The organism is Serratia sp. OS31, from assembly GCF_014164835.1.
GTDB classification, from domain to species: Bacteria; Pseudomonadota; Gammaproteobacteria; order Enterobacterales; family Enterobacteriaceae; genus Serratia; species Serratia liquefaciens_A.
Map to the genome: position 1 here is coordinate 25263 of NZ_JACJFQ010000020.1, position 12971 is coordinate 38233.

The following is a 12971-nucleotide window of genomic DNA, read 5'->3' on the forward strand; positions in this document are numbered from 1 at the left end:
CCTCGCCGCAATGAGAGAAAACTATGTCTAACCATGACCAATTGCACCGTTACCTGTTTGAAAACTACGCGGTGCGCGGTGAGCTGGTTACCGTCAGCGAAACCTATCAGCAGGTCCTGAACAACCATGATTACCCGGCACCGGTTAAAAAACTGCTGGGTGAACTGCTGGTAGCCACCAGCCTGCTGACCGCAACCTTGAAGTTCGACGGCGATATCACCGTACAATTGCAGGGCGACGGCCCGCTGAAGCTGGCGGTGATTAACGGCAACAACCGCCAGGAAATGCGTGGCGTAGCGCGCGTACAGAGCGAAATCGCCGATGACAGCACGCTGCATCAGTTGATCGGCAATGGCGTCATGGTGATCACCATCGCGCCAACCGAAGGCGAGCGCTATCAGGGCGTAGTGGCACTGGAAGGCGAAACGCTGGCCGAATGCCTTGAGGCTTACTTCCGCCAGTCCGAACAGCTGCCAACCCGTCTGTTCATCCGCACCGGCGAGTTCGAAGGCCAACCGGCCGCGGGCGGTATGTTGCTGCAGGTGCTGCCGGCGCAGGACGGCAATGCCGATGATTTCGATCATCTGGTACAGCTGACCAACACGGTGAAAAGCGAAGAGCTGTTCAGCCTGCCGGCCAACGAAGTGCTGTATCGCCTGTATCACCAGGAAGAAGTCACGCTGTATGAACCGCAGGACGTGATCTTCCGTTGCACCTGTTCACGCCAGCGTTGCGCTGATGCGCTGATCACCCTGCCGGCGGAAGAAGTGGCCCAAATGCTCGAGCAGGATGGCAATATTGATATGCACTGCGATTACTGCGGCAATCACTATGTGTTTGACGCCGTAGACGTTGCCGCCTTGTACACTGGTAACACCGACGAAAGCGAGCAGTTGCACTAAGTAGCACCCCATATCGGCGGGCGCGCCCTGCGCCCGCTCATTCACCTCGTTTGCACGTTTGCTTTTTTCCGTGTGCTATCTCTCAGATCGTAACGAAAAACCGACTAAAACGTTAAATATTTGATACCTATCGCGGTTACTCGCTGCTGAATCCCTACAATTGGCGCCAGAAATTCTGTGACCAAGGAGTAGTGACATGCGTGTTAAAGGTATAACCCCTCAGGATCTGGCCGCTTATGGGATTCATAACGTCGGCGAAATCGTTCACAACCCGAGTTATGACTTGCTGTTCAAGGAAGAAACAGACCCATCTCTGGAAGGTTATGAACGTGGGGTCGTAACCAAGCTGGGTGCTGTATCCGTCGACACCGGTATTTTTACCGGCCGTTCCCCGAAAGATAAGTATATCGTCCGTGACGACATCACCCGCAACACCGTCTGGTGGGCCGATCAGGGCAAAGGAAAAAACGACAACAAACCCCTCAGTCCGGAAATTTGGGCTGACCTGAAACAGCTGGTCACCACTCAGCTCTCTGGCAAACGCCTGTTTGTGGTGGATACCTTCTGCGGTGCCAACGCCGACTCACGCTTGAAAGTCCGCTTTATCACCGAGGTTGCCTGGCAGGCACACTTCGTCAAAAACATGTTCATTCGCCCGACGGAAGAAGAACTGCAGGATTTCGAACCGGACTTCGTGGTGATGAACGGCGCCAAATGCACTAACCCGAACTGGCAGCAACAGGGCCTGAACTCGGAGAACTTTGTCGCTTTCAACCTGACCGAACGCATGCAGCTGATTGGCGGCACCTGGTACGGCGGCGAAATGAAAAAGGGTATGTTCTCCATGATGAACTACCTGCTGCCGCTGAAAGGCATCGCTTCCATGCACTGCTCGGCCAACGTGGGTGAAAAAGGTGACGTGGCGGTATTCTTCGGCCTGTCCGGCACCGGCAAAACCACCCTGTCCACCGATCCAAAACGCCAGCTGATTGGCGATGACGAACACGGCTGGGATGACGACGGCGTGTTCAACTTCGAAGGCGGTTGCTACGCCAAAACCATCAAGCTGTCCGAAGAAGCCGAGCCGGATATCTATCACGCCATCAAACGCGATGCGCTGCTGGAAAACGTCACGGTGCTGGCCGACGGTACGATTGATTTCAACGACGGCTCGAAAACCGAGAACACCCGCGTTTCCTACCCGATCTATCACATCCAGAACATCGTCAAGCCGGTTTCCAAGGCTGGCCACGCCACCAAGGTGATCTTCCTGACCGCAGACGCCTTCGGCGTCCTGCCCCCGGTTTCTCGCCTGACCGCCAACCAGACCCAGTACCACTTCCTGTCCGGCTTTACCGCCAAGCTGGCCGGTACCGAACGCGGCGTGACCGAGCCGACCCCAACCTTCTCCGCCTGCTTCGGCGCAGCCTTCCTGTCTCTGCACCCAACGCAGTACGCCGAAGTCCTGGTGAAGCGTATGCAGGCTGCGGGTGCCCAGGCCTACCTGGTTAACACCGGCTGGAACGGCACCGGTAAACGCATTTCGATCAAAGATACTCGCGGCATTATCGATGCGATCCTCAGCGGTGAAATCGATAAGGCAGAAACCATTACTCTGCCTATCTTCGATCTGGCGATGCCAACCTCACTGCCGGGCGTTAATCCGGACATTCTGGATCCCCGCGCCACTTACGCCAACCTTGAGCAATGGCAAGAGAAAGCGCAGGATCTGGCCGAGCGTTTTGTCACCAACTTTGACAAATACACTGACACCCCGGCAGGTGCCGCACTGGTCAGCGCCGGTCCAAAACTGTAATACCTTCTTTTTTACAGCTTCCTCTAAGGCGTGGATATCACGCCTTTTTTTATTTTCATCGGTTGTTTTTTGAGCGGCACAAAGAGATAATAATGCAGTGCAATCATTGATAGCAAAGGAGGTTTCAATGGCTACCATAACCGTCAGAAATCTGGATGACGAAGTAAAGGAGTTGCTGCGCGTCTCGGCAGCAAAAAATGGCCATTCCATGGAGGAGGAAGCTCGAATGATTTTGAAACAGGCCTTGGTGAAAAAACCGCCGCGCTATGGTTTAGGCACGCGTATGCATCAACACTTTGCCGAATTGGGTGGCGTTGAGCTGGAGATCCCGCCGCGTGATAAAACACCGCCGCGGATTGTCACCTTTGACGACGACGATGACCAGGTATGATTATTCTCGATACCAATGTAGTTTTAGAATTGCTGCGTCCGGCGCCTCATTATCACGTCTTAAGGTGGCTGGACCAACAAGATACCTATCAATTCTATCTGAGCGCTGTCGTAGTCGCGGAACTCTATACCGGCATAGCCCGTATGCCCTATGGCAAAAGACAGTCCGAGTTGCAAACCAATCTCGGTGTCATGCTGCATGAGGAGTTTTCGGAAAGAGTTTTGCCCTTTGATACTGGCTGCGCTCTGCAGCAGGCGGAATTAATGGGTGCCAACCACCGCCAAGGCATCGGCGTCAGCTTTCCTGACACCCAAATCGCCGCCACCTGCCTGCATTACGGTGCCACCCTGGCCACACGCAATACCCAAGACTTTATCCATTGCGGCATTGAGTTAATCGATCCCTGGCAAGCCAGCACCGGTCGGCGTCTGCATGAAGAAGCGGCGGAGTACTACGTGATGAGCAGAAAGCCCTGACAGGGCAACCTCACTGTCAGGGGAGTTTGGCGTTATCTTTCGCTGCCTGATGCCCGTTTCCCGACTCTTTTTTCTCCATCGGTAACGGAATATAAGCCCGGATCAACAGCCCACCGCGTTCGCTGGTGCCGATATCCAGTGCGCCATGATGCCCATCGATAATGCGCTGTACGATAGCCAGGCCCAGCCCGGTCCCGCTGGTACTGCGCGCGCTGTCACCACGGACAAACGGCTGCAACAGATGCTTCAGCTCTTCCGGCTTGATGCCAGGACCGTCGTCCTCCACCTGGAACCAGCCGCGCTGCAGCTCACGGCCGCTGCTGACTTTGATCCAGCCGTTGCCGTAACGCGCCGCATTCACCACCATATTTACCGCCGCACGCTTGATCGACAGTGGATGCACATTCATCATCAGCTCGCCCGGCGCCAAAGCGGTTTCAATCACCCGCTCATAGCCACTCTCGGCGGCCACCACTTCGCCCAGAATGCTATTCAAGTCGCTGATTTCTGTCTGCATCTCCTGGCCGGTGCGCAGATAATCAATAAACTGCTCAATGATGTCGTTGCACTCTTCAATATCTTTATTGATCGACTCCGCCAGGTAGCCGTCTTCGGCACTCATCATCTCGGTCGCCAGACGGATACGCGTCAGTGGCGTACGCAGGTCGTGGCTCACCCCGGCCATCAGCAATGTGCGGTCGTCCGCCAGTTGCTTGACGCCCGACGCCATCTGATTAAAGGCCCGCGTTACCGAACGGACTTCCGATGCGCCATACTCACGCAGCGGCGGTGGAATGATGCCCTTACCCACCTGCAAAGCGGCGTGCTCAAGCTCCACCAGCGGGCGGTTCTGAATACGGATAAACAGCCAGGCGCCGCCGATCGCCAACAGCATAATCGCCAGGGTATAGCGGAACAGCGGCGAGAAATCGCCCTGGTGAATTTCAGTCAGCGGAACACGCACCCAGATATCCGGCTGCAGCCAGGTTTTCAGCCACACTACCGGTGAGTTTTTGTTCACTTCCACCCGGACGTCGGTTGGCCCGCCGAGCTGCTGCGCCATTTGCTGGCTGAGGAATTGGTAGTGCTGCGCCCAGCGCAGGCCGCTCTCCTCCGCCGCAGAATTGGTGTAGAGAGAAATTCCCAGTTCGCGATAGATTTCGCGACGGAACGCCGGCGGCACTTCCAACAGCGTCCCATCCTCCAGCTGCAGCCGGTCGGTCATCAGCATACGAACTTCGTAGGCCAACACCTTATTGAACTGCTGCAGGCTGGGCAGGATGGCAAAGTTCAGCACCACCAGATAGGTCGTCACCAGGCTGACGAACAGCAGGGTGACGATCAATAGCAGGGTTCGGGCAAACGAGCTACGCGGTGAAAAGCGCAATCGTCTCATGCCTTGCTGCCGTCCGGGACGAAGACGTAGCCAAGACCCCAAACGGTCTGGATGTAGCGTGGATGCGCAGGATCTTCCTCTACCATGCGACGCAAACGAGAAATCTGCACGTCGATGGAGCGTTCCATGGCGCTGTATTCACGGCCGCGGGCCAGGTTCATCAGCTTATCGCGTGAAAGCGGCTCGCGTGGATGGCTCACCAGTGCCTTCAGCACCGCAAACTCACCGCTGGTCAACGGCATTGGTTCGTCTTCGCGGAACATTTCGCGGGTGCCCAGGTTCAGTTTGAATTTACCAAAGGCGATCACCGCCTCTTCCTGTGAAGGAGCGCCCGGCAGTTCATTGGCCTGACGGCGCAACACCGCACGGATGCGGGCCAGCAGTTCACGCGGGTTGAAGGGTTTTGGGATGTAATCGTCGGCGCCGATTTCCAGGCCAACGATACGGTCGACTTCTTCGCCTTTGGCGGTAACCATAATGATCGGCATAGGGTTGCTTTGGCTGCGCAGACGGCGGCAGATGGAAAGCCCGTCTTCGCCCGGCAACATCAGGTCCAGCACCATCAGGTGGAATGATTCACGAGTCAGCAAGCGATCCATTTGCTCAGCGTTGGCTACGCTGCGAACCTGAAAACCCTGTTCGGTTAAATAACGCTCTAAAAGCGCACGCAGGCGCATGTCATCATCGACGACCAGAATCTTATGATTCTCTTGCATTGTATTACTCCCAAAGGCTTTATTGCCTGACGTGAATATTGTTAAAAAACCCTGTCATTTCGGACAGCGTTTAATGGTATATATTCTAGACGAAATTGTTACAAAGCTTATTCTTTTGCCCATTTATCAACAATTTTCATCAAAATGCCCGCGACGATCCGCCAAAATCCCGATGCGCATAGGTTAAATTTACAAGCACCGCGTCTTATGGCAGGCGGGCATACCCGACGGCTGATTCGGCAGTGTAACTCAGCCGGGGCGATAAGAAACGCGAGCACCGGCAATTTTGCCGCGTAGCCGATGATTAACGCTCATTTGATTGTGCAACAGCAGCCTACAGCCCGATGCGAGTTTGTGCGACACTTTGCCAATGCAATGACGTCCTTCCCTTTGATATGCCCCTAAAGGCGGAACCACGATGAGAACGCAGCTGATAACCCGCGAAGGTTACGACAAGCTAAAGCAGGAATTAGACTTTCTCTGGCGCGAAGATCGGCCAGAGGTCACCAAAAAAGTGACCTGGGCAGCCAGCCTCGGCGACAGAAGTGAAAATGCCGATTATCAGTACAATAAAAAGCGACTGCGGGAAATCGATCGCCGCGTGCGCTACCTGACCAAATGCCTCGAGCAATTGAAGATTGTCGATTACTCGCCGCAGCAGGAAGGCAAAGTGTTTTTCGGCGCCTGGGTGGTGGTAGAAAATGAGGACGGCGACATTAAACGCTTCCGCATCGTCGGCTATGACGAAATTTTTGGCCGCCGAGACTACATCTCCATCGATTCGCCTATGGCCCGCGCGCTGCTTAAAAAAGAAGTGGGCGATGCAGCCACCGTCAATACGCCGGTCGGCGATGCCCTGTGGTACGTGAATGAGATCGAGTACGTAAAATAAGATTTCAGTTTTTTCCGAGCGGCCGCCCGCCGCCGCAGTACAGGCCGCTTTACGCGCTATGACTGTCGAGAGGCGGCCCGCTCCACTGGCATTTTCCCCGCGCAATCCGTATAACTGTCCCCCTGTTTACCAACCGTTCTCAACAGATACCAGACTTATGAATGACCCACTGAGCCGCATTATTGCAACAGAACTGCAGGCCCGGCCGGAGCAAGTTGACTCCGCCATCCGTCTGCTGGATGAAGGTAATACCGTGCCCTTTATTGCACGCTATCGTAAGGAAGTCACCGGGGGTCTGGACGATACCCAACTGCGCCAGCTGGAAACCCGCCTGGGTTATCTGCGTGAACTGGAAGACCGCCGTCAGACCATCCTTAAATCGATCGACGAGCAGGGCAAACTGACCGAACAGCTGGCGACGGCAATCACCGCCACGCAAAGCAAAACCGAACTCGAAGACCTCTACCTGCCTTACAAACCCAAGCGCCGCACCCGCGGTCAGATCGCGATTGAAGCCGGTCTGGAGCCTCTGGCAGACACCCTGTGGCAGGATCCTCAGCAGCAACCTGAACAACTGGCCGAAGGCTACGTTGATGCAGACAAAGGCGTAGCGGACGTAAAAGCCGCCCTCGACGGCGCGCGTTACATCCTGATGGAGCGTTTCGCCGAAGACGCCGCATTGCTGGCCAAGGTCCGTAACTACCTGTGGAAACATGCGCATCTGGTGTCCAAAGTGGTGGAAGGCAAGGAAGAGGCCGGGGCCAAGTTCCGCGACTATTTCGATCACCATGAACCCATTGCCCAGGTGCCATCGCACCGTGCGCTGGCCATGTTCCGCGGCCGTAACGAAGGCGTACTGCAGCTGGCGCTGAATGCCGATCCCCAGTTTGAAGAAGCCCCACGCGAAAGCCAGGCGGAGCAGATCATCATCAGCCATCTGGATCTGCGCCTGAATGATGCTCCGGCGGACGCCTGGCGCAAAGCGGTGGTCAACTGGACCTGGCGTATCAAGGTGCTGCTGCATCTGGAAACCGAACTGATGAGCACCGTGCGCGAACGTGCGGAAGACGAAGCGATCAACGTCTTTGCCCGTAACATGCATGACCTGCTGATGGCGGCACCGGCCGGTATGCGCGCCACCATGGGGCTGGATCCGGGCCTGCGTACCGGGGTCAAAGTGGCGGTAGTCGATGCTACCGGCAAGCTGGTCGCCACCGACACCGTTTACCCGCACACGGGCCAGGCCGCCAAAGCCGCAGCCATCGTCGCCGCACTGTGCATCAAGCATAAAGTGGAACTGGTCGCCATCGGCAACGGCACCGCATCGCGCGAGACCGAGCGCTTTTACCTCGACTTGCAACAGCAGTTCAGCGAAGTCAAAGCGCAGAAGGTGATCGTCAGCGAAGCCGGCGCTTCGGTGTACTCCGCTTCCGAACTGGCGGCGCTGGAGTTCCCTAACCTCGACGTCTCGCTGCGCGGTGCGGTATCCATCGCACGTCGTCTGCAGGATCCGCTGGCCGAGCTGGTCAAAATCGACCCGAAATCCATCGGCGTCGGCCAGTATCAGCATGACGTCAGCCAAAGCCAACTGGCGAAAAAGCTCGATTCCGTGGTCGAAGACTGCGTGAATGCCGTCGGCGTCGATCTGAACACCGCCTCGGTGCCGCTGTTGACCCGCGTAGCTGGCCTGACGCGCATGATGGCGCAGAACATCGTCACCTGGCGCGACGAAAATGGTCGCTTCAGCAACCGCGAACAACTGCTGAAAGTCAGCCGCTTGGGGCCGAAAGCCTTTGAACAGTGCGCCGGCTTCCTGCGTATCAACCACGGCGACAACCCGCTGGACGCCTCGACGGTTCACCCGGAAACCTACCCGGTGGTCGAACGCATTCTGGCGGCAACTCGTCAGGCTCTGCAGGATCTGATGGGCAACCCGGCGGCGGTGCGTAGCCTGAAGGCCAGCGACTTTACCGACGAGAAGTTCGGTGTGCCGACGGTGACCGACATCCTGAAGGAGCTGGAGAAACCGGGGCGCGATCCTCGTCCGGAATTCAAAACCGCAACCTTCGCCGAGGGCGTGGAAACCCTCAACGACCTGCAACCGGGAATGATCCTGGAAGGTTCGGTCACCAACGTCACCAACTTCGGTGCCTTTGTGGATATCGGCGTGCATCAGGATGGACTGGTGCATATCTCCTCGCTGGCGGACAAGTTTGTCGAAGATCCGCACACCGTGGTGAAAGCCGGCGATATCGTCAAAGTGAAGGTGATGGAAGTGGACCTGCAACGTAAACGCATAGCATTGAGCATGCGCCTGGACGAGCAACCGGGTGAAGGTTCCCCACGCCGCGGCGGCAATTCGGCGCCGGCCCGGGACAACGCTACCCGACCGCAGGCCAATAAGGCTAAACCGCGCGGTGGCAACACCTCGGCTGGCAACAGCGCCATGGGCGACGCACTGGCTGCCGCCTTCGGCAAAAAGTCGTAGTCAAAACGCAAGATGCACAGGGAGGGGTTAACCTCTCCCTTTTCCGCTAAATATCCTCACCTTTTTTTGACCCGCCTCAATAAAACTGCATTCTTCTTCCGCGCTACCGACAGCAATAATCACTCCGACTTTAAGCCCGGAAAAAACGTCGAATCGCCATTCATTAACATCGTTATTAACATTAAATTCTCATTTCAGCATTTCCCAGCGAAACACAAATGGTTAGCGCTCGTATTCAGCCTGTTAAATGTTGCCAAATAAATACCGATAGTGACGCCATCGAATAAAAGCAGTCGAATATGTCGTTAATTTTTTCAAAGTAGAAAAAATTACTACAATAACGTAACTGATTTAACTCACCATTCGCATTTGCACCCCGCCCGGCACGGTGATAAAAATAGCGCTGTCAGGCAATTGCATTCACTAAATGTGATCGCCACAACCTTTGGTTACCAATACCCCTATTTTTTGTATTGAATACGATAATTATTCTCACTATTATTATTTTGCGTGTTCACTGCATTACCTCATGGATTGAAAGCGTCGGCAGCCCGTGGTTTTTATCTCGGAACTGCCATTGGAACGTTCTTTTATCATCACCAGCCCAATAGCCTGGGCTTAGAGAAGGTTACATGCATCTTCTGCCTAAACGATCTTATAAGATCGCCGGCTTCGCCAATGAAATCGGCCCGGCTTATCGCCAAAAACTTTTATCCCTCGGCATGCTGCCAGGGTCGTCATTTGAAGTGGTACGCGTAGCGCCATTGGGTGATCCCATAGAAATCAAAACCCGCCGCGTCAGCCTGGTGCTGCGCCGGAAAGATCTGGCCCTGATCCTGCTCGACGGCCAATCCTGAGCCGTTGTGCCTTGGCCATGCGCATCGCCTGGCCCAATTTTCTTCGACTGATATCACGCTAAACTATGAAAAAACTCACGATTGGCTTAATAGGCAACCCCAACTCCGGCAAAACTACGCTGTTCAACCAGCTGACCGGGGCGCGCCAGCGGGTCGGTAACTGGGCTGGCGTGACGGTTGAGCGCAAAGAAGGCCTGTTCAACACCCCGCAATCGCAGGTGAAACTGGTCGATCTGCCCGGCACCTACTCCCTGACCACCATCTCGGAGCAAACCTCACTCGACGAGCAAATTGCCTGCCACTACATTCTCAGCGGCGACGCCGATCTGCTGATCAACGTGGTCGATGCCTCCAACCTGGAGCGCAATCTGTATCTGACGCTGCAACTGCTGGAGCTGGGCATCCCCTGCATTGTCGCGCTGAATATGTTGGACATCGCCAAAAGCCAAAAAATTAATATCGATATCGCGGCGCTGTCGGCACGTCTCGGCTGCCCGGTGGTGCCGATGGTGTCCACCAAAGCCGACGGCATTGGCGTGCTGAAGCAGATGATCGACAACCATCAGTTCAACGAATTAAAAGCGCTGGTGAACTACCCGCCGTTGCTGCTCAAGGAAATGACCACGCTGAGCGACGCCATGCCGCAGACCCTGCCAAGCGAGCAACGCCGCTGGCTGGCACTGCAGATGCTGGAAGGCGATATCTACAGCCACCAGCTTGCCGGCCCTGCGGCGGCCCTGCTGCCGGCCGCCAGACAGGCGCTGCAACGGCAGCAACAGGAAGACCCGGCGCTGGTGATTGCCGATGCACGTTATCAGTCAATCGCCACCCTGTGCGATGCCGTCAGCAATTCACAGCAGGCCATGCCGAACCGCCTGACCGAAGCTCTGGATAAAGTGATCCTCAATCGCTGGTTAGGGGTGCCCATCTTCCTGCTGGTGATGTATTTGATGTTCCTGCTGGCCATCAACCTCGGCGGCGCACTGCAACCGATCTTTGATATCGGGTCGGCGGCAATCTTTATTCAGGGTATTCAATGGCTGGGCTATACCCTGCACTTCCCTGAATGGCTGACCATTTTCCTGGCGCAGGGGGTCGGTGGCGGTATCAACACCGTGCTGCCGCTGGTACCGCAAATTGGCATGATGTACCTGTTCCTGTCGTTCCTCGAAGACTCCGGCTATATGGCGCGTGCGGCATTCGTGATGGATCGCCTGATGCAGGCGCTCGGGTTGCCCGGCAAGTCCTTCGTGCCGCTGATCGTCGGCTTCGGCTGTAACGTTCCTTCAATCATGGGCGCCCGCACGCTGGATGCGCAGCGCGAACGCCTGATTACCATCATGATGGCACCCTTCATGTCCTGCGGCGCCCGGTTGGCGATCTTCGCCGTGTTTGCTGCCGCCTTCTTTGGCCAGGACGGCGCGGGGGTGGTGTTCTCCTTGTATATGCTCGGCATTGTGGTGGCGATCCTCACCGGATTGGTGTTGAAGTACACCATCATGCGCGGTGAAGCCTCCCCCTTCGTAATGGAGCTGCCGGTTTACCATGTGCCGCACCTGAAAAGCCTGCTGCTGCAAACCTGGCAGCGTCTGAAAGGCTTCGTGCTGCGCGCCGGTAAGGTGATTGTGGTTGCCAGCATCTTTATTGGCGGCCTGAACAGCTTTTCGTTCAGCGGCAAGCCGGTGGATAACATTAATGACTCGGCGCTGGCATCGGTCTCCAAGGTGTTGACGCCGCTGCTGCAACCTATGGGTGTGCACAGCGACAACTGGCAGGCTACCGTCGGCCTGGTGACCGGTGCCATGGCGAAAGAAGTGGTGGTCGGTACGCTAAATACCCTGTACACCGCCGAACATATCAATAGCACCGAGTTTGATGCCGCCAACTTTAACCTGCTGGATGAACTGGGTGGCGCATTGGACACCACCTGGCAAGGGCTGAAAGACACCTTCAGCCTGAGCGTACTGTCCAACCCGATTGAGGCCAGCAAAGGCGACGGGGAAATGGACGTCGGCTCAATGGGCGTTATGAGCAGCAAATTCGGTTCCGGGGTTTCGGCCTACAGCTACCTGATCTTTGTCTTGCTGTACGTCCCTTGCGTCTCGGTGATGGGGGCCATCGCCCGCGAATCCAGCCGCGGCTGGATGACCTTCTCCATTCTCTGGGGATTGAACGTCGCCTACTCGCTGGCCACGCTGTTTTATCAGATTGCCACCTTCAGCCAGCATCCGCAGTACAGCCTGACGGCGATCGCCATCGTGGTGGTGTTCAATCTGCTGATCCTGTTCGGCCTGCGTCGGGCACGTAGTCGGGTCACGGTACGCCTGAGCAACGCCACTCCGGCGGCCTGTTGTCAGGGTGCCAAGGGCAATTGCCACTGATGGCCGGCCTGCTGCAGATCCGCGACGCATTGGCGCTGCACGGTAGCGTGCAGGCGCTTCAGCTCAGCCGTCAGTTGGCGGCCCCGCTGCCGCTGGTGCAGGCAATGCTGGAGCGTTTGGTCGCGATGGGAAAAGTGGAGCGTATCGAGCAGGATAACAGCGCTTGCCTGAGCGGCAGTTGCAAAAGCTGTCCGGAAGGCAAAGCGTGCAGCAGTACGGTGATATATCGGTTAAAACACTGAGAGGTGGGGCGCGGCACGAGGCGCGCCCCCTTCTGGATTATTGCTTGTCTTTGTACACTTCGGCGATAGCACTGAACTTGCCGTGCTCACGGCCTGCCAGGATCACGTAATATTGTCCGCCTTTCTCATCAGCCAGTTTGGACAGCTCTTCTTTAGCATCCATCGGCGATGTGGTTTGTGCGGTGGTGGTTACCGTACCGAGCTTCTCGTATTTACCCGGATTCTTATCCAGATCTTCCTTGGTCAGCAAGGTCGCCGCCAGGGTGCTGAAAGACACGGAACCCACAACTAACGCTGCAACAATCATTTTCAAAGATTTCATTACCATACCTCTCAAGGGATAATTTATTTGTTATGAAAGCCGTCCAGAGTAAATGCGCGATAATACTGACTGCCGTGACATCTTCGGACCTC

The 12971-nt window shown here is 56.0% G+C and carries 12 protein-coding genes; 9 read left to right on the plus strand and 3 right to left on the minus strand.

Annotated features, from left to right (window positions below; translation table 11 throughout):
- Window positions 1-23 precede the first annotated feature (23 nt).
- The 4 genes from hslO to H5P17_RS16755 all read left to right on the plus strand — a co-directional run bounded on the left by hslO (window position 24) and on the right by H5P17_RS16755 (window position 3585).
- The gene (hslO, locus tag H5P17_RS16740; RefSeq protein WP_182824113.1) at window positions 24-902 is read left to right on the plus strand and encodes an Hsp33 family molecular chaperone HslO; all 879 of its coding nucleotides are present in this window, start codon (window positions 24-26) and stop codon (window positions 900-902) included.
- A 196-nt stretch (window positions 903-1098) separates the two neighbouring features.
- Window positions 1099-2718: a phosphoenolpyruvate carboxykinase (ATP) gene (pckA, locus tag H5P17_RS16745; RefSeq protein WP_182824115.1), complete on the plus strand. Its 1620-nt coding sequence runs from the start codon at window positions 1099-1101 to the stop codon at window positions 2716-2718.
- 127 nt (window positions 2719-2845) lie between these two features.
- The gene (locus H5P17_RS16750) at window positions 2846-3109 is read left to right on the plus strand and encodes a plasmid stabilization protein (protein WP_044554783.1); all 264 of its coding nucleotides are present in this window, start codon (window positions 2846-2848) and stop codon (window positions 3107-3109) included.
- Complete coding sequence (locus tag H5P17_RS16755) at window positions 3106-3585, plus strand: type II toxin-antitoxin system VapC family toxin (RefSeq protein WP_044554784.1); 480 nt, start codon at window positions 3106-3108, stop codon at window positions 3583-3585. Before H5P17_RS16750 ends, H5P17_RS16755 begins: the two co-directional genes overlap by 4 nt.
- Window positions 3586-3601: 16 nt before the next feature.
- Here the strand turns inward: H5P17_RS16755 and envZ are convergent, their stop codons facing one another.
- Window positions 3602-4981: a two-component system sensor histidine kinase EnvZ gene (gene envZ, locus H5P17_RS16760; RefSeq protein ID WP_182824117.1), complete on the minus strand. Its 1380-nt coding sequence runs from the start codon at window positions 4979-4981 to the stop codon at window positions 3602-3604.
- Window positions 4978-5697 carry a two-component system response regulator OmpR gene (ompR, locus tag H5P17_RS16765; protein WP_004709363.1) on the minus strand — a complete coding sequence of 240 codons (720 nt, stop codon included), beginning with the start codon at window positions 5695-5697 and terminating at the stop codon, window positions 4978-4980. Before ompR ends, envZ begins: the two co-directional genes overlap by 4 nt.
- Before the next feature lie 418 nt (window positions 5698-6115).
- On the opposite strand from ompR, the gene greB reads away from it, so the two are divergent.
- The 5 genes from greB to H5P17_RS16790 all read left to right on the plus strand — a co-directional run bounded on the left by greB (window position 6116) and on the right by H5P17_RS16790 (window position 12557).
- Entirely contained in the window at window positions 6116-6589 is a 474-nt protein-coding gene (gene greB / locus H5P17_RS16770) for a transcription elongation factor GreB (RefSeq protein ID WP_044554786.1), read from the plus strand.
- 157 nt (window positions 6590-6746) lie between these two features.
- Window positions 6747-9077 (plus strand): Tex family protein, encoded by a 2331-nt coding sequence (locus tag H5P17_RS16775; protein WP_182824119.1) that lies wholly within the window; start codon window positions 6747-6749, stop codon window positions 9075-9077.
- 632 nt (window positions 9078-9709) lie between these two features.
- Window positions 9710-9934 (plus strand): ferrous iron transporter A, encoded by a 225-nt coding sequence (feoA, locus tag H5P17_RS16780; RefSeq protein WP_037426593.1) that lies wholly within the window; start codon window positions 9710-9712, stop codon window positions 9932-9934.
- 65 nt (window positions 9935-9999) lie between these two features.
- A complete protein-coding gene (gene feoB / locus H5P17_RS16785) occupies window positions 10000-12315 on the plus strand; it encodes a Fe(2+) transporter permease subunit FeoB (RefSeq protein WP_182824121.1) in 2316 nt (771 codons plus the stop codon).
- Window positions 12315-12557 carry a FeoC-like transcriptional regulator gene (locus tag H5P17_RS16790; RefSeq protein ID WP_044554790.1) on the plus strand — a complete coding sequence of 81 codons (243 nt, stop codon included), beginning with the start codon at window positions 12315-12317 and terminating at the stop codon, window positions 12555-12557. The genes feoB and H5P17_RS16790 overlap by 1 nt, the downstream gene beginning before the upstream one ends.
- 37 nt (window positions 12558-12594) lie before the next feature.
- Here H5P17_RS16790 and H5P17_RS16795 read toward each other — a convergent pair whose 3' ends face one another.
- The gene (locus H5P17_RS16795; protein ID WP_044554791.1) at window positions 12595-12879 is read right to left on the minus strand and encodes a YdgH/BhsA/McbA-like domain containing protein; all 285 of its coding nucleotides are present in this window, start codon (window positions 12877-12879) and stop codon (window positions 12595-12597) included.
- Window positions 12880-12971: the final 92 nt, after the last annotated feature.